Raw genomic sequence first — 22,940 nt, forward strand, 5'->3', positions numbered from 1 at the left:
GACCTGCTGATCGCCGCACACCAGCAACTCGGCGGCCCGATCGTGCTCATCTGGGACAACCTCAACGTCCACAAAGCCGCCGACCTGCGGGAGTTCGCCGCAGCCCGGGACTGGCTGACCATCTACTACCTGCCGCCCTACGCACCCGACCTCAACCCCGTCGAAGGCATCTGGTCCCTCCTGCGACGCGGCTGGCTCTCCAACGTCGTCTTCAGCACCCCCGAACACCTCATCCAGCGCATCCGACGCGGCCTACGCCACATCCAGTACCGCAGCGACCTCATAGACGGCTGCCTCGCCGAGACCGGCCTGACCATCAAACCCACCTGAGCAACCCAGCGACATCACGAGTTCAACCTCAGTAACCACTGGAAGGCTCGGAAGTCAGAATGACGGCAGGAATGATCAGGGCCGGGAATGTTCGGCGGGGCTTCGGCGCCGTGGCGGCGGCAGTGGCGCTGACGGCCGGATTCGTCGGCACTGCTCCGACGGCCCTCGCGGCCGATGCGCAGTCGAGGCAGTGGTATCTGGAAGCCATGAACGCCGAGGAGATCTGGAAGACCTCGACGGGCAAGGGCATCACCGTGGCTGTCATCGACACGGGAGTCGACCCTTCCACTCCCTCGCTCAGGGGCCAGGTGCTCAAAGGCAAGGACGTTGCCGAGGCCAAGGGCGACGAGACCGACGACTACTCAGGTCACGGAACGTCGATGGCTGAACTCATCGTCGGAACGGGAGCAGGCGGTGGTCTCCAAGGGCTGGCCCCCGGTGCCAAGGTGATTCCCTACCGGGTCAGCAACACAGAGCTGCAGAACAATGAAAAGGTGAACGCTTTCGACGAGGAGGAGGCGATCCGGGCTGCGGCCGACAGCGAGGCCCGGATCATCAACATGTCGTTCGGTAGCGAGTACTACACCTCCGCAGTTCGGGAGGCAGTGAAGTACGCCCAAACGAAGGGCAAGTTGCTGTTCTCGTCCTCAGGGAACCTGGGAGCCGGTAACAACAAGCCGAGCTATCCAGCCGCCTACCCGGAAGCAATTGCGGTAGGCGCGACTGACCGGAACGGCGAGGTGGCCGGTTACTCGACGCATGGTGATTTCGTAGATCTCGCAGCACCCGGAAGTGACATTCCGGGGTACTGCAACGAAAAACTGAGTGACTATTGTCCCAAGGGCGGCACGAGTGCTGCCTCCGCCATCGCCTCCGCCTCAGCCGCCCTCATCTGGTCCGCTCACCCCGACTGGACGGCGAACCAGGTCCTCCGCGTCATGTTCGAGTCTGCCGGACGTGGCGAGGACTGGAAGGCGGGCACGGTGAGCAACTACCTCGGCCACGGCATCGTCCGTCCCGGTGCCCACATCAACCGCGGCGTGGGCAAGCCCGGCGCCCCGGACATCAGCCCGCTCACCAACACGAAGGTCGGTGGCCCTGCTGGTGGTGACTCCTCGTCCGCACCTTCTGCACCAGCCTCGTCACAAGCCCCCAAGGGCGGGTCGGAGTCGGGCGCCAGTGTGACAAGCTCGAGCAAGAGTGACGATGATGGCGGTCAGTTGGGACTCATCATGGGGACAGGTGTGACCGTGGCCGTGGTGATCGCAGCCGGCGCCTTCGCCGTCATCCGCAAGCGTCGTACCACCTGACCCGATGCCCGGGCCGCAACTCACGTGCAGAACTTCACCGCGCGTCGAGCTCCACCTCACCGCAGTCCTGTGATGCACAACCCGTCAGCCGCCGGCAGTAGTTGAGAAGGAAACGCCACCGTGTCACAGGGCCAGAGCGGCCTTCAGCCCAGCAAGTCGTTCAGCTCAAGAGGAAGCTCTGAAGCTCAGCGGGATCAGGGGCCCATGGCAGCAGATCCAGGGCACCGTCGACGGCCTGGAGGTCCAGTGGCGGAGCACCGGTGCCGGTACGGGACGCACGACGGAGGGCGAGGACTGGAACCGGGGGCGGGAGGGTGAGCCCCCGGCGGGGGATCGGACGCGTTCGTGGTCTGAGTATCCGTACGGATGCGCAGGTCGTTGCAACCGCATAGGGTCCGTTGAGCGCTGACGATGGTCGGGGCGTGGGGGAAGTCGGGTGACAGACAAGACACTTGGGCCTGTCAGAGGCAGTGACTAGAGTGGCCTCTGTGTATGAGTCAATGATGAGTCACCACGATCCACGATCGCAGTGTGTGAATTTCTTGTGATGACTGTAAACGGGGAGGATCGGTCGTAATGCTGCCAGCGGACGGTGGCGGGGGCGGCGCGAAGGGCTCGAGCGACCTTGAGCGCGGCGTCGGCGCGCTGAAGCGTTTCCAGGAACGTGTGAACGCGCTGCTCGCGGATCTCGAGGAGGGCGAAGCCGGCAAGTCGAAGCTGGCCAACCAGACGGTGCCCCGCAGCTCTTTCAGCGCTCCAGGTTCGGGCTTCCTCGAGGCGGACGGTCTCTACGCGCAGTACAACCGGGTCCACACGGAAATCGTCAAGCTCTCCAAGTCTCTTGGCGAGCAGATCGAGATGCTGAGCATCGCCGTGCGGGGTGCGGAGATCGGATTCGACAACCTGGAGGAGGACCTGAGGTCCCGCTTCCACTCGATTCAGACGCGAGTGCTCCAGGAGCAGCAGGCGCAAGAGCGGCGAGCGGCTCAGCACGAGCAGCCGCGTGACGAGAGCAAGCAGTCCGGTGACGGGGACCTGGGGTGATCGCTGGTGAGTGAGAACAAGAAGCCGCTGACCCCTGAGCAGCAGCAGGCCGAGGATGCCACGCAGATCCGGACGCAGTTCGGCGCGACGGACGCCCTCGAGCGTTTCGCGACGATGATGAGCGACATCGGCTTCGGCGGCGGGAGCGGCCCGGGCGGGTTCTTCGGCAGGACGGACTTCGAGTCCAGGCAGCTCAACGAGATGCTCGACCTCGTCGCGAACTCCAATCCCGCAGATCTGGAAAGTGCGGGCGAGGCTCTCGTCAAGGCGAAGAACGCCCTCAACAAGGCCGCGAAGGAACTCGCGGACTACGTCAACAGGGTCGAGTGGAAGGGTGAGGCCGCAACCGAGTTCCAGCGTTTCGGGGGCGCCCTCGCCAAGCACGCCTATGCGCTGGCGACATTCGCCAACGCCGCCGGCACGCAGATGACGGTCGCGAGCACGGGCCTGACCTCGGTCCGCAACTCCATGCCGCGGGAACGCGACAACCGTCTGGTGGCGAAGACGACCGAAGACTTCGCGCTGACTCCGAACAAGGAGAGCAACCCGGAGTACATGGAGGCCGTCAAGGTCGAGAAGAACCGCCAGGAAGCCATCAACCAGATGAACCGCCTGGCGTCCTTCTACGCGGTGTCGGAGGAGTCGCTGGCCGCGCAGGAGCCGCCGACGTTTCCGAAGGCGTTGAAGGCGGACGTGCCGCGGCCGACCGGTGCGATTCGAGAGGATCCTTCTACCGGTACTGGGTCTGGTGGTGGCTCGATCGGCGACATGAGTCAGCCGAGCGCTGCCCGAGGAAGTACGAACGGCACGAGCGGCCTATCACAACCTGAATCCCTTGGCACAGCTCCACCGGTGACGGACCGGAACCCCGCGATGGAGATCGACAGCGTCGCGACTCCCCCCGCCCCGACCGTGACCCCTGGCGGAACGCCACCCCTACCTGCCACAGCTAGCCCGAGCAACCAAGGAGGCCCGCTCCCGCCTGTGCCGACCGGGTTCGGTACCCCCGTCAAGGGGGCGCCGCGAGCCACGGGCACGTCGGGCGTGCCACGGGCCGTTGGCGGTCCGGGCGCGAACGCGGTTGGCCGTCCCGGCACAACCGGCAGCAGTGCCCCGGCTATGGGACGCGCAGGAGCTGTCGGCCGCACGGGCGCTGTAGGGAGCCCCACAGCGTCAGGCACGCAGGGCATGGCCGGTCGTCCTTCGGGCCCTATGGGAACGGGCGGTGCCGCAGGGCGAGCGGGTGCCGTGGGTGCATCCGGGCAGGGCCCGGTTGTCGGCCGGCCGGGTGTTGCAGGCCAATCCGCAGTCGGCCGCGCGGGCCAGGCACCGTCGTCAGGCGGACGTGCCGGCCACTCGAACGGCGTCATCGGAGGAACCCCTCAGCGCCCAGTCTCCGGCAACGCTGGCTCGCGTATGCCGAGGGGCACCGTCATCGGTGCCGATACTTCCGCCCAGGGACGTGGCTCTGCCGCGAGGCCCAGCCAGTCCGGTGTCATCGGAGCAGGCACAGGCAGTGCCGCGCATCGGGCAGTCGGAAAGGGCACGCCGACCGTCAATGGCGTCGTCGGTATGCCACGCAACGGGGCCCAAGGTGGACGGCCCGCTTCGGGGGCTGTGCCCGGAGCCAGGGCCGGTCAGCGGCAGTCCGGTGACCAGGACCAGGAACGCGACGGATCTGCGCGTCCTGACTACCTGACAGAGGACGAGCAGACGTGGAAAACACAGCGACGCGGTGCTGCACCGCCAGTGATCGACTAGGCGCAGGGAAGGTTCGGAAGTCGGGATGACAGCAGGAACGAGCCGGATGTGGAGTCGCACCTCACGGCGGGCTATCGCATTCACGGTGGTGTTGACTGGAGCGTGTGCCGCCGGCTTGGTCGGCACGGCCCCGGTCGCCGCAGCGGCGGACATACGCTCCAAGCAGTGGTACCTGGATGCCATGCACGCCGAGGAGATCTGGAAGAAGACAACGGGGGAGGGCATTACCGTTGCTGTCATCGACACAGGAGTGAACTCTTCGACACCTTCCTTGAAGGGCAAGGTGTTGAATGGGCTGGATGCGTCCGACGCCAAAGGCGACGCCACGGACGACTACTCCGGCCATGGCACGACCATGGCCGAACTGATCGCCGGTACAGGCAAGGGGGGTGGCCTGAAGGGTCTCGCCCCTGGGGCGAAGATCCTCTCCCTGCGGATCTCCGACACCGAGCTGCAGAACAAGGAATCGGTGAACGCCCATGACGCGGAGGAAGCCATTCGATTCGCGGCAGACAGCGATGCCCGGATCATCAGCATGTCCTTCGCCAGCGATTTCATGACTCAGCAAGAAATCGATGCGGTCAAGTATGTCGAAAGTAAAGGCAAGTTGTTCTTCGCGGGCGTTGGAAACAAAGCCGAGAAGGGCAATAAGCCGCAATATCCCGCCAACTACCCAGAAGTCGTCGGCGTCGCCGCAACGGACAGGGATGGCCGGGTAGCCGACTATTCCCAGCATGGCGACTTCGTCGACATCGCTGCCCCCGGCAGCGACATCCCGGGCTGGTGCGACACCACCTTCACGCGATACTGCGACGGTGACGGCACCAGTTCCGCCACCGCCCTCGCCTCCGCCTCCGCCGCCCTGATCTGGTCCGCCCATCCCGACTGGACCGCAAACCAGGTCCTCCGGGTCATGTTCGAGAGTGCAGCTCGGCCCGACGGCTCCAAGGACGGCACTCTCAGCAACTACCTCGGCCATGGGATCGTTCGCCCCAACGCGCACATCAACCGCGGCCTCGGCAAACCGGGCGACCCCAATCTCAGCCCGTTGACCAACAAGAGGACGAGCGGTGGCGCGCCCGCAGGATCGGCCGCGCCGTCCTCGCCGTCTTCGTCAGAGGCGCCGAAGGACAAGCCTGTCTCCGACGCTGTGGCGGCAGGCTCGAGCACGAAGACCGAGGACGACGACCGGCTCGGCCTCGTTCTCGGCGGAGCCGTAGTCGTGGTCGTCCTCGCGGGCGTGGCCATTTCCGTCACCCGCAAACGTCGCAACGCCTGACGAATGGCCGTGCTTCAAGTGCCCGTTGAGACTGCACGTTGACCCCCACCGCGCCAAAGCCTGGTGAAATACAACGCAACCAGTCATAAGCGCAGTTCAGATAGTCGCAACGCAACCATGTCAAAGGAAGGTTCGGAAGTCGGGATGACGGCAGGATCGAGCCACGCATCGGGAAGGCTTGGATGGCGGAGCCTCGCGTGCACCTTGGCTCTGATCGTTGGGTGGCCCCTCGCTTCAGCACCGATCGCCGAGGCAGCGGATGCACAGTCGAAGCAGTGGTATCTGGACGCCATGCGCGCCGATGAGATGTGGAAGAAGGTCAATGGCGAGGGCATCAAGATTGCTGTCATCGACTCGGGTGTGAACTCGGCCACGCCCTCCCTGCAAGGTCAGGTACTGAAGGGACTTGACGCCACGGGGGCACCAGGTGAAGCCACAGACGACTACGAGGGGCATGGCACGACCATGGCTGAGCTGATCGCCGGCACGGGGGAAGGCGGCGGCATTCGCGGCCTGGCGCCTGGAGCAAAGATCGTTCCCATGCGAGTCGCCACCAAGGCGTTCCCGAAAGACGTCAAGGTGAATGAATGGGATGAGGTGGTGGCCATGAGGGCTGCTGCCGACAGTGATGCACAGATCATCAGCGTTTCGATCGGCAATGATTTCATGTCCGAACGAGAACGTGAGGCGATCAAATATGCTCAGAGCAAGGGCAAGCTGATATTTGCTGCTGCAGGCAATTCGGCCAAGAAGGGCAACAAGCCCAGCTACCCTGCCAAGTACGACGAAGTGGTCGCGGTTGGTGCCATCGATCGTGATGGTCGTGTTGGTGACTACTCACACCACAGCGAGATTGTCGACCTTGCGGCGCCCGGCACTGACATTCCCTACTGGTGCGATTCCACGTTTACTCGATACTGCGACGGCGGTGAGGGCACCAGTCAGGCTGCGGCGATCGCTTCCGCCTCTGCCGCGTTGATCTGGTCCGCCCACCCGGACTGGACGGCCAACCAGGTCCTTCGCGTCATGTTCGAGAGCGCAGGCCGCGGCGAGGAATGGAAGGACAACTCCAAGAGCCAGTACCTCGGCCACGGAGTCGTGCGCCCCAACGCCCACATCTCCCGGGGCCTCGGTAAGCCCGGCGCTCCGGACCTCAGTCCCCTGACCAACGAGAAGACCGGAGGCGCCCACGCCGGCTCATCCGCCCCATCGGCGCCAGCCGCGTCCGAGGCTCCCAAGGACGGGGCAAAGCCGGACGCCGTTGTCGCAGGGTCCAGCAAGACCGCCGACGGCGGCAACCGGACGGGTCTCGTCCTCGGCGGAGCCGTAGTTGTCGTGGCGATCGCAGCAGGCGCCTTCGCCGTCATCCGCAAGCGTCGTACCACCTGACCGAACGGCTGGGCCACATAGCCGTCCATACCCCACCACGCGTTGAGCTCCACCTCGCCACTGCCTGGTGAGGCACAACGCAACCAGTCACAACAGTAGTCCAGAAGGGAAACGCAACCGTGTCACAGGGCCAGCGGCTTTCAGACCAGCAAGTCATTCAGCTCGAGAAGCAGCTTTTCGAGAAGTTCAACTCGATCAAGGGCCAGTTGCAGCAGATCCAGGGCACGATCGACAGCCTCGAGGGCCAGTGGAAGGGCATCGGTGCCGGTGCCTTCAACACGAAGCAGCAGGAGATCAACACCTCGATGGTGCGTCTCGGCAACATCCTGGCGAAGTTCCTCGAGGCGATGAGCACCTCGAGGAAGATCAAGGACGGCACGGAAGACGACGTCCGCGCCGCCGTGCAGGCCATCAACGTCGACCTCGGTGTCGGCACGAGCGCCGCCCCCAAGTCGGGCCTCGCCGGCCTCTAGGACGCTGGGCGCACTCGATCTCGGCTGAAGAGGCCGAGTCACAACTACAGGTGAGATGAGGGAATCATGGGCATGAACTCGGGAGACGAGCTCGTCGTCAAGTACGACGGCCTTGACCTGGCCGCGACCACGCTCGGCAACCAGGCCAAGAAGCTCGAGGAAGACCTGCGGGAGATCAAGACGGCCATGGCCACCGTTGCCGCGGGCTGGGAGGGCGAGGCTCACAACGCCTACGTCCAGGAGCAGGTCAAGTGGGACAAGGAAGCTGCGGACATCCACCGCGCACTCATGCAGATCGGCAAGGTCGTGGCGAACGCGGGCGGCGATTACATGGGTGGCGACAAGAAGGCCGCCAGCTACTTCGCCTGATCCGTCCGGCTGCGAGCCGACGATTCGGGATGCTGAGCAGGGGTGGGCACGCGCGAGGGGTGCCCACCCCTGATCTTTGTCCTTTTCGCCGTACCGTGTGATCACTGCAGCTCAGCGTGGTTCAGGAGACTTTGCGCAGAGAACGCCTACGCCGGGCCGGTCCTTCGCAGGTTGAGCTCCCCATACCGAGTGGCCCTTGTCCAGTCGGTGAGCACCGAACAGACCGGCCCCAGCATGGAGGGACCGGGCTGGTGGCCCCTGAGAACCTGTGAACGTCCGGGTGTCGGCCATGGCGTGCCTGATTCAGGCCTGCCCGCTCCGCGGGCCTTGTTCAGGCTCCGGCACAGAAGCCGGGTGCGAGTACCCGACTTGGCATGAGGATCATCAGCCGGCAGCACTATATATTCAGTGCCATGGAGCCCCAGCAGTCCCCTGACACCTCTATTGCGCCTGCCACAACTGCAAGTCCCCCGGCGGGACACCGTCGCTCGCTGGCCGTCGCGCTGGTGATCGGGTTGGTTGTCGGCGGTGGGGGCGTGGGCGCCGTGTGGGCGCTCAGCGACGGTTCGAGTGGAACCGGCCCCACGGCCTCCGGTCCGGCGGCCGATGCACGTGCGGCGTGTGACGCCCTCGACGGCTTCGACGAGTCCAAGTACGACGTCGAAGGCCCAGAAGGCGACATCGCTCTCAATCACTGGGGCGCAGCAGGCGCGTTGTCCGCCGCAGCGGCTGCAGGCGACGCGCGGTACAAGGCGCTCGCGCAGACGATAGGCCGCTCTCAGGACCGTCATGCCCAGGCCTTCACCTTCAACGACGACGTGAAGAAGGAGCTGGCCGAAGCTCGCCGGATCTGTGAGGGCCTCTGACACTGGTGGTCGCAGATCGGATCAGGCGCCTGTCCAGGAACGTAAGAGAGACGAAGAAGCCCCCCGGCCCTCACGTAGTGGTCGTTGCAACACTCCAGCTCAAGGGGGTGCGGCGACGTTCGAGATCCCGAAGGGATCCGAGGTCCGCAGGGGCTTCGTCGGGTCCTGGCCCGAGATCGGGAGGGATACTTCCGCTCATGGACCGGGGAGAGTGGTCGGGAAGCATGCCGGTTTGTCGGCATCGACCGGCTGACCGGTATGACGCGGCGCAACGGCTGGCGAAGGGCCACGCCCACGGCCGTCTCGCAGAGGAGCAGGCCGTGGGCGTGGGGTGTCAGGCCGTGCAGCCGAGTTCCTTCTTGACCTTCGGTACGAGGTCGAGGGTGAGGGCTTCGATGTTCTTGCGGCGTTCGGTGACGTCCCCACCGGTCTGGCCGTCGACGGTGACGTATGCGATGAGGTAGGCCGCCTTGGGCCCGGAGCAGCCCGTGCTGACCATTGCCCTGCTGTCGCCCAGGGCTCCCACCCCGTCGAACGGCAGATTGCTCATCTTCTGCCTGTTGGTGAACCGGAACTCCTCCGACGGGTCCATCGGGTCGTAGAGCTTGTCGACCTTGTCTACCCGGAGGTGGGCCACCATCTTTCCGTCCACTCGGATCTCGCATGCGCCTTGACTGCTCGAGCCGGTCTCAATCAGAGAACCACGCGTGATCTCGAGTCTTTCACCGTCGAAGAGGAAAGGCTTGAGTTTCTCCTCGCTGAGCGGGATCCCGCACGCCTCTTGGGGAACGGTGTAGTCCTGTCCGCCGCCGCAGGCGGCCAGGGACAGGGCGAAGCAAGCGATGATGACGGATGTGGTTGCTCCCGACAGTACTTTCCTCGTCATTGGATACCAGCGACCCCCTCGGCCTTCTTGTTGCCGTCGTTCGCGGCTTCCTCGATCTGCTTGTAAGTGCCGTGGCTCTTGGAGTAACCCTCGTGTGCGGGATCCTCCGCCCAGTCTTTGTTCTCCTGGTACCAGAGGTCCGCGAGTGACTGGAGTTCCGTTCTCCGCTTTTCGTAAGTCAAGGTGTGATCGGCGGTGGCCTCGGCGTTGATTCTGTTCTGCTCATCCTCAAGCATCTTCGCCGTGACGAGGTCCACGCCGCGCTGAACGGCGTCCAGGGGCGGGGCCCACGGGCCGACGATGCCACCCACAATGTGGTATCTCCATGCCTTGTCCCACGAGGCGTCGGCGAGACTTTCACCCTTGTCCGTGTTGGTTGCCTGGTAGCGGGCTTCCTCAAGGAAGCCGAGCGTGCGACCGGCTCGGTCGAGGCTGTCTTCGGGGTGAGCCTTCTCGGTAAGAATATCGGCAACGATCGGCTGATGCATTGCCTCCGTGAGGATGCTGTAGGCGTCTTTGTTCCTGGAGATCTGCTTGCTGACCTCCATGAGCTGGCCGGCGTCGAATTCTTGTTTGACGAGTGGGCTGCTCATGGCCTTGTGCACCAAGTCGCCGTGATTGCCCACCGCGTACGCCATGCTGTCGCGCATCTCCGGAGGGAAGTCGTTGCCTGCGCTAGCCATAATTGCCAGGGACCGCTTCATGGCCTCCCGTTGCTCCGGAGTGTGCTCCTCGAACTGTACGTCGGGGGCCGTCGGGTCTGTGACCCCGGACACCGCCGCGTACATGGCCTTGCCCGTCGCGTCCAAGGCCTCGTTCGGCCCGTCCTTCAACGGCGAGTCGTCGAACGACGGGCGGTCCTTCAGCACCCACTGCGCGTTGTCCTGCGGATCCTTCGTGTTGAAGAACTCCGTCGCAGCGTCCGGGCTGTTGGCGAGCGCCGTCATGAAGCCCGTCATCGGGTCGCGGCCGAACTCGGCGTCGCCGATGAAGTTCATCTTGGGCATCATCTGGCCCATTCCCTGCCAGTAGTTGCCCGGCAGCTTCATCTTCTCCTCGGTGGCGACCAGTGAATTGCCGTACTTGTTGAGGAACTGGTCGTCGTAGTCACCCGTGCGCATGAGGTTGCTCATGATCTGGTAGCCCCAGATCTCCGCGCCGCGCGTCTTGTAGCGCTCGCCGGAGAGCCGCACCATGTCGTTCTCCCACTGCCGCATGGCGGGGCTGTCCGACTGGGTGGCGCCGCCCAGGACGACGCCGAGGTTCTTCTGGAACTCGCCGAGCTGGTTGAGCTGCGTCCGGGTCAGCTCGTTCGGGTTGTCAGGGCTGGACAGGTCCGCCCAGAACTCCAGCATGCCCTTCGGGCCCACCTGCGTCGCGAACTTCTCCTGGAAGAGCGGGTCGTTCTTGTAAGAGGCAAGCAGCCCGTTCAGCTTCTGGAACTCCTCGGGCGACATCTCGTCGCCCTTCTCCTTGAGGAGCTTGGCGGCCTCCTCGGCCTTCCGCACCGCATCCAGCGCGGAGTCGCGGTCGCCGTATGCGGCACCGGAGAAGCCGACCTCGGCCTGGTCTGCGATGGCCTCGAGGACCTGGGCGGCGGTCGTGTCGCTCTCGGTCGCCCTGTTCAGGATGCGCTGGATGTCATCCCGCAGGTGCTCGGCATCCTGAGGCGAGTGGTCCGGCACTCCGTGGCCCTTGGCCGCCCGGTCCGGATGAATGATCATCGTCACCGTGAAGCCCCCGTCGCCGGTGGACGTGACGGTGAGGTTCTTCTTGCGCCCTCGCTCCAGGGCCTGGTCCAACTGCTGCTTGTAGCTGACCAGTTCGTCGCGGGTGTCCTTGAGGATGTTGTGGATGGTGGTGGCCTGGGTGTGGGCGTCAGCGAACTCACCGGCGGTTTTCGTGATGAACTCACGGGAGACGGTGGCGTTCACACCCGCCCAGTTGGCCTTGTCCGCCTTCGCCTTCAGGTCATCCCGAGCGGTCGTCTCCATCGTCTTGAGGTTCTTGACCACGTCGGACCAGTCGTTGATGGCCTCACCCAGCAGAGCGAAGTTGCCTTGGCGGAGAGTCTCCAGATCCATCAGCGCTGAGTCCTCTCGTCGAAGCCCTTGTCGAGCGTGGCGATGCTGCTGACGGTGGTGGTGATGTAGTACTCGTCGCCGGCATGGGCGTTCTTGGTGAAGTCCATGTGATTCGATATATGGGCGCAGGCGTCCAAAAGGGACTGCAGTTGCTCCTCCCACCGCTTCTGCACGTGGTGGAGGCCACCGCCGAGAGTGAACCCCTGTGTCGTGAGGTCCTTGGCTGCGGTCTGGCTGCTGGACCACGCATCACGGCCGAAACGCCCCAAGTCCTCGAAGAGCTTGAACGCGCTGTCGCCCACCGCCGCAAGGTCCTTCTGGCTGACCTTGAGGTCCCCGCCCTTCTCTCCGCCCCCGCCTGGTTCCGCCGGCAGCTGATTGAGTTGCATCTGCGTGGAACGCTCCCCAGCCTCGGCCTTCAACTGCTCCCACTCATCCCACGCCATACCGTGGTTCCTTTCCCCCGTGCGAACTTATGGATGTTTGCAATCCGTATCCACCTACAAATGTGCTCAGGTTATGGGCAAGGGCGGTCCTTGACGTCCGCTTCCAGGTTGTAGTGCCGGTCGTCGATATGCGCGTACTCCGGCTCGGCCTCGCCCGGAGCCACCGACGCGACAACCGTCAGGCAGATCCCGTCCGCTTCATAGCGTTCCGTGTTCGCCGATGCCGACGTCAACCGCAGCACCACGTCCTCCCCGGGACGCCGGATTTCGTCGACGATGTACTCGGCCCAGGCGCCGTCACCCGACGGGTATTTCTTCCGCGGCTCACCCGACGCCAATTCCTCAGCCGCGGTCTCCATCCGCTCCACGATGTCGTCGTGATCCGGACCCGAGGCGAGTGTCGCCAGGCGGAACCCGTCGGCGGCCGACCACGCCGACGGGACCGCCATCCCCAGCAGTGCCACCCGGAGTGTGATGACCACCGCGGCCGATGGTTCGCGTGCCTCCGGGCCTCTGGGCCGCGCCCACGTCCTGCGCGGGTTCACCACCGCCAACGTGAAGCAGGCGAGCGCGAACAGGCCTATGAAGACCGCCATGGCGGTCACCCCTGCCCCTCCCCGTGCGGATCCCCCAGCCACCCCGTCTGCACCAGCGGCTTCCCCCGCTGCCGCGACACGAAGATGCCGCGTCCCGGAGGCATGGGCCGCATACGGGCACCGAGCACCTCGCCCTCCGTCGGGTCGCCGGAGAGCAGCAGGCCCTGGGCGCCGAGTTCCATCATCCTTTGCAGGAAAGGCTCGTACGCCGCGCGGCTCGCTCCTGCCGAGTTGCGCGCGATGATGAAGCGGACGCCGACGTCGCGCGCGAAGGGCAGCTGCTCGGTGAGCTTGGCCAGCGGGTTGCCGCTCGACGTGGACACGAGGTCGTAGTCGTCGACGACCACGAAGACGTCAGGGCCCTGCCACCAGCTGCGGTCGCGCAGCTGCTGTGCCGTGACCTCGGCGGACGGTGCACGGCGCTGCATCAGGTCCGCCAGGGCGTCGACGTGGTGGTCCATGTTGTTGGACATCGGCACGTATTCGGCCAAGTGCGTGGCGGGGGTGACGTCGAGCAGGGCGCGCCGGTTGTCGATCACGAAGAACTTGGCGGCGTCGCCGTCGTACCGTTCCGTCAGCTGCTTGATGAGCAGCCGCAGCAGGTTCGACTTGCCGGACTCGCTCTCACCGAACACCAGGAAGAACGGGTCGCGGCCGAAGTCGGCGAACACCGGCTCCAGGTTGTTCTCGTCGATCGCGAACGACACACCGCGCCGGGGGTCGGCGAATCCTGCGGGGAGCTGGTGGCCGGGGAGCTCGCGCGGGAGCAGACGCACCTTCGGGGCGGAGGCGCCGGCCCAGTGGCGGCCGACCTCCTGCACCATCGCGGTGGTCGCCTCGGACAGATCGCTGTCGGAGTGAATGCCGTCGATACGCGGCACCGACGCCATAAAGTGCAGTTTCTCGGGCACCAGACCGCGGCCGGGCACGCCCGGCGGCACGTTCATGGCGATCTTGCGGTCCACCTCGGAGTCCATGGCGTCGCCCAGACGGAGCTCCAGGCGGTTCCCGAGCTGGTCCTTGATGTTGGAGCGGACATCCATCGAACGGGACGCCGTGAGGATCACGTGGATCCCGTAGCCCAGCCCGCGCACCGCCATGTCGACGACCGCCGACTCCAGCCCCTCGTAGTCCGTGCGGAAATTGCCCCAGCCGTCGATGACCAGGAACACGTCGCCCCACGGCTGCTCCGCCACGGAGATGTCGCCCCGCGCCCGGAGCCTGCGATAGGTGGCGATGGAGTCGACGCCCGCGTTGCGGAAGTACTCCTCGCGGCGCGTCATGATGCCGTACACCTCGGCCACCGTCCGCCGGACCTTCTCCGGGTCGAGACGCGAGGCGACACCGCCCACGTGCGGCAGTCCGGCCACCGACGACAGACCGCCGCCGCCGAAGTCGAGGCCGTAGAACTGCACTTCGTGCGGGGTGTGCGTCAGCGCGAAGCCCGCGATGAGCGTCCGCAGCAGCGTCGACTTGCCGGACTGCGGACCGCCGATGATCTGCATGTGGCCCGCCGCACCGGAGAAGTCCCGGTAGAGCACGTCACGACGCTGCTCGAACGGCTTGTCGACGACGCCGAGCGGGACGACGAGTTTGCCGGCGCCTTCGAAGCCGGGCTGCGTCAGCCCCCGGCCCTCCACCGGCGAGAGACCGGGCAGGAGCTCGTCCAGCGGGGGCGGGTTGTCCAGCGGAGGCAGCCACACCTGGTGCGCCTGCGCACCGCGGCCCTCGAGCCGCCGCACGATCACGTCGAGCACCGAGTCGGCGAGCGCGTCGTCCTCGGGCTTCCGAGCGTCGGGCACCGCCGCCTGCGTCGCCGACTCGACGTAGCGGACCGGCACCGGCGCGGCCGTGAACGGCACGGGCCTGCGGTCCACGGGCAGCGGGCCGCCGGGCGCGATCCCCTGCTGCCCGTTCACCCGGTACACACCGGAGACGTACGCCGCCTTGAAGCGCACCATCTCGTCGGTGCCGAACTTCAGATAGCCGGAGCCCGGGACGTTGGGCAGGTGGTACGCGTCCGGCACGCCGATCGCCGCACGCGACTCGGCCGCCGAGAACGTCCGCAGACCGACCCGGTACGACAGGTACGTCTCCAGGCCGCGCAGCCGGCCCTCCTCCAGCCGCTGCGAGGCCAGCAGCAGATGGACGCCGAGGGACCGGCCGATGCGGCCGATCTGGACGAACATCTCGATGAAGTCGGGCTTGGCGGTGAGCAGTTCGCTGAACTCGTCGATGACGAGGACGAGCGACGGAATGGGCTGCAGCGCGGCACCCGCCGCGCGAGCCTTCTCGTAGTCGTGGATGTTGGCGTAGTTGCCCGCGTCCCTGAGCAGCTCCTGCCTGCGGTTGAGCTCGCCGCGGATGGAGTCTCCCATGCGGTCGACCAGAGTGAGGTCGTCCGCCAGGTTGGTGATCACGGCGGCCACGTGCGGCATCTGCGACATACCGGCGAAGGTCGCGCCGCCCTTGAAGTCCGCGAGGACGAAGTTGAGGGTTTCCGACGAGTGGGTCACGGCGAGGCCGAGCACCAGGGTGCGCAGCAGCTCGGACTTGCCGGAACCGGTCGCGCCGACGCACAGGCCGTGCGGGCCCATGCCCTCCTGCGCCGCCTCCTTCAGGTCGAGCATGACCGGCGAGCCGTCCTCGCCCACCCCGATCGGCACCCGCAGCCGCTCGGACTGCGAACGGGGCCGCCAGCTGCGGCTGACGTCGACGGAAGCGGCGTCGCCGAGGTTGAGCAAGTCGGTGAACTCGAGGTTGGCCAGCAGCGGTTCGTCGTCGTCCCCGCCGATGGCGACGCGCAGCGGCGCGAGCTGGCGGGCGAGCGCCTCGGCGGCCTCGATGCTCAGCCGGTCCGGTGTGCCGTCGTACACCAGGCCGTGCCCCGACTCCAGTCGGAGGGAGTCGGGGTGTACGACCACGGACAGTCCGCCGCGCGGGGAGGTCAGGTCGCCGGGGACGACCTCGATCAGCGTCACGCCCTGCAGACCCTCGGCGGCGGCGAGCGCCGACATCGGGGGCACGGACCGGCCGTCGAGGACGACGACCAGGTGCGGCTGGTCGAGCAGCGGGTTCTGGGGGCCCTGGAAGCGCGGGCGCCCCTCGAGACGGCCGGCGAGCATGTCCTGCAGATCGCGCGCGTCGGTGGTGATGAGCCGCCGGCTGCCCGCGCCGTCGCCCGGGCCCTGTGCCTGGACGTGCGGCAGCCACTTCGCCCACTCCCAGTGGCCCGCGGCCGCGGGGTCCGCCGCGATGGCGACGACCAGGTCCTCGGGGGAGTGCAGTGAGGCGAGCGAACCCACCATGGCCCGTGCGGCGGAGCGGACCGACTCCGGGTCCCCGCTCACCGTCAGGTGGTAGAAGGCCCGCAGGGACACCGCCATCGGCAGGCCGTCGAGCGTGCTGTGGGTCGTGATGAACTTCTGCATCGCGCCCGCGGTCAGCGGCTCCAACTCGTCCACGGGCGCCGTGTCGGGCGCCACCAGGGGAGTCGCCAGCTGCTGGCTGCCGAGCCCGATGCGCACCTGCCCGAAGTCGTCGTCGGCGACGCGGCGCTCCCACACCCGGCTGCCCTCGGCCACGAGCGCCCACAACTGCTCCGGCGAGGGGTGCAGGTAGTACTGGGCGTCCCGCTGCAACCGGGCGGTCCTGAGCACCGTACGCCGGGTCTGCGTCAGGTACTTGAGGTAGTCCCGCCGCAGTCCGGCGAGTTCTCCCTGGGTGCCCCGCCGGTAGCGCACCAGCATGGCGATCGCCATCGCGACGGTGGACGCGATCATCACCATGCCCATGATCCGCATGATCGGGTTCGGCGTCATGAAGAAGAAGACGACGGAACCGCCCATACCGAGCATCGGCAGCAACTGCATGAGCGCGCCCTCCTGCTGCCCTCTCGGCAGCTCGGGCGGTGGTTGCAGCTGCACCTGCTCACCGGGCACTTCGGACGGCAGGACCCGTGGTGGGCGCTTGACGACGATCTGACTCACAGCTCACCAATTCCCTTGCCGGACGGAAATGTTCCTATCGGCGCCCCCGTGGCGACGGGTTCCATCCGCGGGGAGGGATCCTACTTGCGCAGGGGTGCGGAGGCGGGCGGTAGGGTGGCCCGACGAGTTTGCGCACGCATGAACTACCGCAAAAAAAGGGTCATTCGGAACGCAGCTCCGGCCCGACGGTCCATGCGAATCACGAGGGGATGCAGCAGGTGAGTATGACGGCCCCAGCGGCGGCCACCGGAACGGGCCAGCCGGCTCCCGCGACTCCGTCCGGCGGCGGCACCGGCTTCTGCCGGATCACGGTCGTCGCGCCCGACGGGCGCGTGGACGTGGCGTTGCCCGAGGACATTCCCCTCGCCGATCTCCACCCCGAGATCCTGCGGCTGTCGGGACAGAGCCCCGCGGAGGGGGCCCCGGTCGGGTACCACCTGGTGCGCCGTGACGGCACGGTGCTCGACAGCGCGCGGTCCCTCCTCTCCCAGCGCATCCTCGACGGCGAACTGCTCTCGCTGCGGCCCTTCGCCGATTCGCTGCCCCCGGCGGTCTTCGACGACGTCTCGGACGCCGTCGCGTCCGCGGTCGCCCGCGACCGCACGCTGTGGACCGACGGCCTGATGCGCGGCGCGGGCCTCTTCGGCGGCTCGGTGCTCCTCGTGCTGCTCGCCTTCGTCCTGTGGTCGGCCGACCCGCACCACGACACGCACGGTCTGCCGGGCGTTCTGGCCGCCGTCGCCGGTGTGCTGCTGCTGGCCCTCGCCTGTGTGCGCGCCCGGGTGTACGCGGACCGCGGGTCGGCCGTCGCCCTCGGCGTCGGATCGATGGCGAACGCCGCCGTCGCCGGCGCCGGGCTGCTGCCGGTGGCGTCCGGCCAGGGCATCGGCCGCCTGCAGTTCCTGCTCGCCTGCGCCGCCGTCCTGGTGGTCTCGGTGATCCTGACGATGGTCGCGCCGGGCGGGGACGGGCCTTTCGTCGCGTTCGCCTTCGCCGCCGCGATCGGCATGATCGTCACCTTCGTCGCGACCGCGACCGGGATGGAGCCGTCCGAGACCGCCGCGGTGTGCTCCCCGCTCGCCGTCGGCGCCCTGGCCTTCCTGCCGGGCCTGTCCACCCGCTTCGCCCGCCTCCCCGTCGGGTTCGAACCGCCGCGCACCGCGGTCGGGGGGTACGGAGCGGACCCGGCGCCCCAGGGTCCGGTCGACGCCGAGCGCGTCGCTGCCCAGGCCCGGCGCGGCCACGAGCTGCTCGTCGGCCTCGTCGGCGGCTGCGCCCTGCTGGCCGTCGGGTCGGCCGCCGTGCTCGGGTTCTCCGGCGGCGTCTGGGGCCAGCTGCTCGCCCTCGCCACCGGCGTCGCCATGCTGATGCGCGCCCACCTCTTCCGCTACACGGCGCAGGTCGGCTGCGCCCTTGCGGCCGGCCTCGGCTCGCTGGTGCTGCTGGGGCTCGGGCTGGCCCTGAACCCGCCCACGGAGCTCGTCGTGGCCGCCCTGAAGGGTGACGGCACGGGCCTCGACATCCGCACGGTGTGGCTGTCCGCCGCGGTCGCCGGCGTCGGCGCGGTGATCGTCGCCATCGGGCTGATAGTCCCGCGCAAGGGCGTCACCCCCTTCTGGGGCCGCTTCCTGGAGATCGCGGAGACATTCGTGCTGCTCACGCTCGTACCGCTGTGCCTGGCGGTCTTCGACGTCTACCACTCCATCCGGGCGCTGACCTCCTGATCGGCCCGGCCCCGTCGCGGGCCCGCGACCGGGGCCCCGCGGGGCGGACGCCCGGCCGGGGCCCGGGGAGCTGGTACTCTGTGTGACGGCCGTTTGTGTACGCGCACCCGGAGCATCTGGGAGCAGCGCCCATCGTGCCTTCGCCTCCGAGTCACGGAAGCTCCCCTGAGACCAAGACCAGGGGCACTCGCAGGCGCATAGAACACCATGAGGAGTACCGAGTGTCTCTCGACGCCGCCACGAAGAAGCAGATCATGTCCGAGTTCGGCACCAAGGAGGGCGACACCGGCTCCCCCGAGGTCCAGGTCGCGCTGCTCTCCCGCCGCATCTCGGACCTGACCGAGCACCTCAAGACCCACAAGCACGACCACCACTCCCGCCGTGGTCTGCTGATCCTGGTCGGTCAGCGCCGCCGGCTGCTGCAGTACCTGGCCAAGAAGGACATCCAGCGCTTCCGTACGCTGGTCGACCGGCTCGGCATCCGCCGCGGTGCTGCGGGCGCCAAGTAAGACGTGGTGAAGGGAGCGGTTCCCACTTCCAGGGGACCGCTCCCTTTGCTGTACGTGCGGAGTGTCACGGACGCTTTGTAGTCTGGTCGCACAACGCATTGCCGAAACGGAATACCGAACGAGGAGGAGCGCCCCCCGCCGCCGGTCCTCGGTAGTGGCCCCCGGAAGCCATGTCGACCGGGTGCTTCGATCGAAGACCGGCCCGCACGCAAGGCGCGCTCCTCCGCCACCGTCCTCCCGCCATGCGGGCCGGAGGACGCAGACGAGGAGATATCGCTGGTGGAGAACGAGACCCACTACGCCGAAGCCGTCATCGACAACGGCTCCTTCGGCACCCGTACGATCCGCTTCGAGACGGGCCGCCTGGCCAAGCAGGCCGCCGGCTCCGCCGTGGCGTACCTGGACGACGACACCATGGTGCTGTCGGCCACCACCGCGTCCAAGAACCCCAAGGACCAGCTGGACTTCTTCCCCCTGACGGTCGACGTCGAGGAGCGGATGTACGCCGCGGGCAAGATCCCCGGCTCCTTCTTCCGCCGTGAGGGCCGGCCGTCCGAGGACGCGATCCTGACCTGCCGCCTGATCGACCGGCCGCTGCGCCCCTCCTTCAAGAAGGGCCTGCGCAACGAGATCCAGATCGTCGAGACGATCATGGCGCTCAACCCCGACCACCTGTACGACGTGGTCGCGATCAACGCCGCCTCCTGCTCCACGCAGCTGGCCGGCCTGCCGTTCTCCGGCCCGATCGGCGGCACCCGTGTCGCTCTGATCAACGGCCAGTGGGTGGCCTTCCCGACCCACACCGAGCTCGAGGACGCCGTCTTCGACATGGTCGTCGCGGGACGCGTCCTGGAGGACGGCGACGTCGCGATCATGATGGTCGAGGCCGAGGCCACCGAGAAGACGGTCGAGCTCGTCAAGGGCGGCGCCGAGGCGCCGACCGAGGAGGTCGTCGCCGCCGGTCTCGAGGCCGCGAAGCCCTTCATCAAGGTCCTGTGCAAGGCCCAGGCGGACCTCGCCGCGAAGGCTGCCAAGCCGACCGGTGAGTTCCCCGTCTTCCTGGAGTACCAGGACGACGTGCTGGAGGCCCTCACCGCCGCGGTCAAGAGCGAGCTCACCCAGGCGCTCACCATCGCCGGCAAGCAGGAGCGCGAGGCCGAGCTGGACCGTGTGAAGGCGCTCGCCGCCGAGAAGCTCCTGCCGGAGTTCGAGGGCCGCGAGAAGGAGATCTCCGCCGCGTACCGCTCGCTGACCAAGTCGCTGGTCCGTGAGCGCGTCATCAAGGAGAAGAAGCGCATCGACGGCCGCGGCGTGACGGACATCCGTACGCTCGCCGCCGAGGTCGAGGCCATCCCGCGGGTCCACGGCTCGGCCCTGTTCGAGCGTGGCGAGACCCAGATCCTGGGCGTCACCACCCTGAACATGCTCCGCATGGAGCAGCAGCTGGACACCCTTTCCCCGGTGACCCGCAAGCGCTACATGCACAACTACAACTTCCCGCCGTACTCCGTCGGTGAGACGGGCCGCGTCGGTTCGCCGAAGCGCCGCGAGATCGGCCACGGCGCGCTCGCCGAGCGCGCCATCGTGCCGGTGCTCCCGAGCCGCGAGGAGTTCCCGTACGCGATCCGCCAGGTGTCCGAGGCCCTCGGCTCCAACGGCTCGACGTCCATGGGCTCCGTCTGCGCCTCCACCATGTCGCTGCTGAACGCCGGTGTGCCGCTGAAGGCCCCCGTCGCCGGTATCGCCATGGGCCTGATCTCCCAGGAGATCGAAGGCCAGACGCACTACGTCGCCCTCACCGACATCCTCGGTGCGGAGGACGCGTTCGGTGACATGGACTTCAAGGTCGCCGGCACCAAGGAGTTCGTCACCGCCCTCCAGCTCGACACCAAGCTGGACGGCATCCCGGCCTCCGTCCTGGCCGCGGCCCTCAAGCAGGCCCGCGACGCCCGCCTCCACATCCTCGACGTGATGATGGAAGCGATCGACACGCCGGACGAGATGTCCCCGAACGCCCCGCGGATCATCACCGTGAAGATCCCCGTGGACAAGATCGGCGAGGTCATCGGCCCCAAGGGCAAGATGATCAACCAGATCCAGGAGGACACCGGCGCCGAGATCACGATCGAGGACGACGGCACCATCTACATCGGTGCCGCCGACGGCCCGGCCGCCGAGGCCGCCCGCGCCACGATCAACGGCATCGCCAACCCGACCATGCCGGAGGTCGGCGAGCGCTACCTGGGCACGGTCGTCAAGACCACCACCTTCGGTGCGTTCGTCTCCCTGCTCCCGGGCAAGGACGGCCTGCTGCACATCTCGCAGATCCGCAAGCTCGCCGGCGGCAAGCGCGTGGAGAACGTCGAGGACGTCGTGGGCGTTGGCCAGAAGGTCCAGGTCGAGATCGCCGAGATCGACCAGCGCGGCAAGCTGTCCCTCATCCCCGTGATCGAGGGCGAGGACGGCGCCGACGAGGGCGAGAAGAAGGACGACACCGACAAGTGACGTCGCGTAGTGCCAGGACGACGGCCCGCACCTCCTCGGAGGCGCGGGCCGTCGCCCGTACCCAAACGCTTCTCCGGGGCGAGCACGGCATCGGCACGGTCCGCAAGACCACCCTCCCGGGCGGACTGCGCATCGTCACCGAGACCCTGCCGTCCGTACGCTCCGCCACCTTCGGCATCTGGGCGCACGTCGGCTCGCGCGACGAGACCCCCTCGCTGAACGGCGCCACCCACTACCTGGAGCACCTTCTCTTCAAGGGCACGCACAAGCGCTCCGCCCTCGACATCTCCGCCGCCATCGACGCGGTCGGCGGCGAGATGAACGCCTTCACGGCGAAGGAGTACACGTGCTACTACGCGCGGGTGCTCGACACGGATCTGCCGCTGGCGATCGACGTCGTCTGCGACATGCTGACCGGTTCGCTGATCCTCGACGAGGACGTGGACGCCGAGCGCGGCGTCATCCTCGAGGAGATCGCGATGACCGAGGACGACCCCGGTGACGTCGTGCACGACCTGTTCGCGCGCACCATGTTCGGCGACACCCCCCTCGGCCGCCCCGTGCTCGGCACCGTGGACACGATCAACGCGCTCAACCGTGCGCAGATCTCGCGCTTCTACCGCAAGCACTACGACCCGACCCATCTGGTCGTCGCCGCCGCGGGCAACATCGACCACGCGACCGTGGTGCGCCAGGTCCGCAAGGCCTTCGAACAGGCCGGTGCACTGACCCGCACCGACGCCCGGCCGGTCGCCCCCCGCGACGGCCGCCGGAACCTGCGGACCGCGGGCCGCGTCGAGGTCCTCGAGCGCCGGACCGAGCAGGCGCACGTCGTCCTCGGGATGCCCGGCCTCGCCAGGACCGACGACCGGCGCTGGGCGCTCGGCGTGCTGAACACCGCCCTCGGCGGCGGCATGTCCTCGCGGCTGTTCCAGGAGGTCCGCGAGAAGCGCGGCCTGGCCTACAGCGTGTACTCGTACACCTCGGGCTTCGCCGACTGCGGACTCTTCGGCGTCTACGCCGGCTGCCGGCCCAACCAGGTCCACGACGTGCTGAAGATCTGCCGCAACGAGCTCGACCGCGTCGCCGGCGAGGGACTGGCCGACGACGAGATCGACCGTGCCATCGGCCAGCTCTCCGGCTCGACCGTCCTCGGCCTGGAGGACACCGGCGCGCTGATGAACCGCATCGGGAAGAGCGAGCTGTGCTGGGGCACCCAGATGTCCGTCGACGACATGCTGGCGAACATAGCCGCGGTCACACCCGACGACGTGCGCGCGGTCGCGCGGGAGGTCCTGGGACAGCGCCCCTCGCTGTCGGTGATCGGCCCGCTGAAGGACAAGCAGGCGGACCGCCTGCACGAATCAGTCTCGTAGTCCC

18 protein-coding genes are annotated in these 22,940 nt (G+C 67.3%); 13 read left to right on the forward strand and 5 right to left on the reverse strand.

From position 1 onward, the window contains the following. From BLT82_RS35375 to BLT82_RS35415, 9 genes are all read left to right on the forward strand, one after another. On the forward strand, window positions 1-330 hold a 330-nt coding region (locus tag BLT82_RS35375), incomplete at its 5' end, for a transposase (RefSeq protein WP_093662415.1). Between the two features lie 59 nt (window positions 331-389). Beyond that, window positions 390-1,640 (forward strand): S8 family serine peptidase, encoded by a 1,251-nt coding sequence (locus BLT82_RS35380; protein ID WP_093662417.1) that lies wholly within the window; start codon window positions 390-392, stop codon window positions 1,638-1,640. 576 nt (window positions 1,641-2,216) lie between these two features. Beyond that, entirely contained in the window at window positions 2,217-2,684 is a 468-nt protein-coding gene (locus BLT82_RS35385) for a hypothetical protein (protein ID WP_093662419.1), read from the forward strand. A 6-nt stretch (window positions 2,685-2,690) separates the two neighbouring features. Further along, window positions 2,691-4,445 carry a hypothetical protein gene (locus tag BLT82_RS36970; protein WP_143041594.1) on the forward strand — a complete coding sequence of 585 codons (1,755 nt, stop codon included), beginning with the start codon at window positions 2,691-2,693 and terminating at the stop codon, window positions 4,443-4,445. Between the two features lie 25 nt (window positions 4,446-4,470). Continuing rightward, window positions 4,471-5,724: a S8 family serine peptidase gene (locus BLT82_RS35395; protein WP_093662423.1), complete on the forward strand. Its 1,254-nt coding sequence runs from the start codon at window positions 4,471-4,473 to the stop codon at window positions 5,722-5,724. Window positions 5,725-5,868: 144 nt separating this feature from the next. Next, window positions 5,869-7,113 carry a S8 family serine peptidase gene (locus tag BLT82_RS35400; protein WP_093662425.1) on the forward strand — a complete coding sequence of 415 codons (1,245 nt, stop codon included), beginning with the start codon at window positions 5,869-5,871 and terminating at the stop codon, window positions 7,111-7,113. 119 nt (window positions 7,114-7,232) lie between these two features. Then, the gene (locus BLT82_RS35405; protein WP_093662427.1) at window positions 7,233-7,586 is read left to right on the forward strand and encodes a WXG100 family type VII secretion target; all 354 of its coding nucleotides are present in this window, start codon (window positions 7,233-7,235) and stop codon (window positions 7,584-7,586) included. 66 nt (window positions 7,587-7,652) lie between these two features. Continuing rightward, window positions 7,653-7,955 (forward strand): WXG100 family type VII secretion target, encoded by a 303-nt coding sequence (locus BLT82_RS35410; RefSeq protein ID WP_093662429.1) that lies wholly within the window; start codon window positions 7,653-7,655, stop codon window positions 7,953-7,955. Window positions 7,956-8,329: 374 nt separating this feature from the next. Then, complete coding sequence (locus BLT82_RS35415; protein WP_244529931.1) at window positions 8,330-8,821, forward strand: hypothetical protein; 492 nt, start codon at window positions 8,330-8,332, stop codon at window positions 8,819-8,821. A gap of 334 nt (window positions 8,822-9,155) precedes the next feature. On the opposite strand, the gene BLT82_RS36975 is transcribed toward BLT82_RS35415, so the two are convergent. The 5 genes from BLT82_RS36975 to eccCa form a co-directional block, all read right to left on the reverse strand. After that, a complete protein-coding gene (locus tag BLT82_RS36975) occupies window positions 9,156-9,707 on the reverse strand; it encodes a hypothetical protein (RefSeq protein ID WP_143041595.1) in 552 nt (183 codons plus the stop codon). Beyond that, window positions 9,704-11,791 (reverse strand): rhodanese-like domain-containing protein, encoded by a 2,088-nt coding sequence (locus tag BLT82_RS35425; protein ID WP_093662433.1) that lies wholly within the window; start codon window positions 11,789-11,791, stop codon window positions 9,704-9,706. Before BLT82_RS35425 ends, BLT82_RS36975 begins: the two co-directional genes overlap by 4 nt. Next, a complete protein-coding gene (locus BLT82_RS35430) occupies window positions 11,791-12,237 on the reverse strand; it encodes a hypothetical protein (RefSeq protein WP_093662435.1) in 447 nt (148 codons plus the stop codon). Before BLT82_RS35430 ends, BLT82_RS35425 begins: the two co-directional genes overlap by 1 nt. Window positions 12,238-12,308: 71 nt before the next feature. Then, window positions 12,309-12,842, reverse strand: a complete 534-nt coding sequence (locus tag BLT82_RS35435) for a hypothetical protein (protein WP_093662437.1) — start codon at window positions 12,840-12,842, stop codon at window positions 12,309-12,311. After that, on the reverse strand, window positions 12,839-16,822 hold the full coding sequence (eccCa, locus tag BLT82_RS35440) for a type VII secretion protein EccCa (RefSeq protein ID WP_093662439.1): 3,984 nt from the start codon (window positions 16,820-16,822) through the stop codon (window positions 12,839-12,841). The genes BLT82_RS35435 and eccCa overlap by 4 nt, the downstream gene beginning before the upstream one ends. A 224-nt stretch (window positions 16,823-17,046) precedes the next feature. On the opposite strand from eccCa, the gene eccD reads away from it, so the two are divergent. The 4 genes from eccD to BLT82_RS35460 all read left to right on the forward strand — a co-directional run bounded on the left by eccD (window position 17,047) and on the right by BLT82_RS35460 (window position 22,936). After that, complete coding sequence (gene eccD / locus BLT82_RS35445) at window positions 17,047-18,546, forward strand: type VII secretion integral membrane protein EccD (protein ID WP_093662461.1); 1,500 nt, start codon at window positions 17,047-17,049, stop codon at window positions 18,544-18,546. A 221-nt stretch (window positions 18,547-18,767) separates the two neighbouring features. Further along, window positions 18,768-19,055: a 30S ribosomal protein S15 gene (rpsO, locus tag BLT82_RS35450; protein WP_059415298.1), complete on the forward strand. Its 288-nt coding sequence runs from the start codon at window positions 18,768-18,770 to the stop codon at window positions 19,053-19,055. A gap of 279 nt (window positions 19,056-19,334) precedes the next feature. Further along, the gene (locus BLT82_RS35455; protein WP_093662441.1) at window positions 19,335-21,560 is read left to right on the forward strand and encodes a polyribonucleotide nucleotidyltransferase; all 2,226 of its coding nucleotides are present in this window, start codon (window positions 19,335-19,337) and stop codon (window positions 21,558-21,560) included. After that, entirely contained in the window at window positions 21,557-22,936 is a 1,380-nt protein-coding gene (locus tag BLT82_RS35460) for a M16 family metallopeptidase (protein ID WP_093662443.1), read from the forward strand. The genes BLT82_RS35455 and BLT82_RS35460 overlap by 4 nt, the downstream gene beginning before the upstream one ends. Window positions 22,937-22,940 lie beyond the last annotated feature (4 nt).

This window comes from Streptomyces wuyuanensis (assembly GCF_900103455.1).
GTDB lineage: Bacteria > Actinomycetota > Actinomycetes > Streptomycetales > Streptomycetaceae > Streptomyces > Streptomyces wuyuanensis.

Bases quoted from the DNA above. Each gene is read 5' to 3' on its own strand.
- BLT82_RS35425 (WP_093662433.1), bottom strand. From the start codon at position 11,791: ATGGATCTGGAGACTCTCCGCCAAGGCAACTTCGCTCTGCTGGGTGAG.
- BLT82_RS35410 (WP_093662429.1), top strand. From the start codon at position 7,653: ATGGGCATGAACTCGGGAGACGAGCTCGTCGTCAAGTACGACGGCCTT.
- BLT82_RS35385 (WP_093662419.1), top strand. From the start codon at position 2,217: ATGCTGCCAGCGGACGGTGGCGGGGGCGGCGCGAAGGGCTCGAGCGAC.
- BLT82_RS35430 (WP_093662435.1), bottom strand. From the start codon at position 12,237: ATGGCGTGGGATGAGTGGGAGCAGTTGAAGGCCGAGGCTGGGGAGCGT.
- BLT82_RS35380 (WP_093662417.1), top strand. From the start codon at position 390: ATGACGGCAGGAATGATCAGGGCCGGGAATGTTCGGCGGGGCTTCGGC.
- BLT82_RS35415 (WP_244529931.1), top strand. From the start codon at position 8,330: ATGAGGATCATCAGCCGGCAGCACTATATATTCAGTGCCATGGAGCCC.
- BLT82_RS35395 (WP_093662423.1), top strand. From the start codon at position 4,471: ATGACAGCAGGAACGAGCCGGATGTGGAGTCGCACCTCACGGCGGGCT.
- eccD (WP_093662461.1), top strand. From the start codon at position 17,047: ATGACGGCCCCAGCGGCGGCCACCGGAACGGGCCAGCCGGCTCCCGCG.
- BLT82_RS36975 (WP_143041595.1), bottom strand. From the start codon at position 9,707: ATGACGAGGAAAGTACTGTCGGGAGCAACCACATCCGTCATCATCGCT.
- BLT82_RS35400 (WP_093662425.1), top strand. From the start codon at position 5,869: ATGACGGCAGGATCGAGCCACGCATCGGGAAGGCTTGGATGGCGGAGC.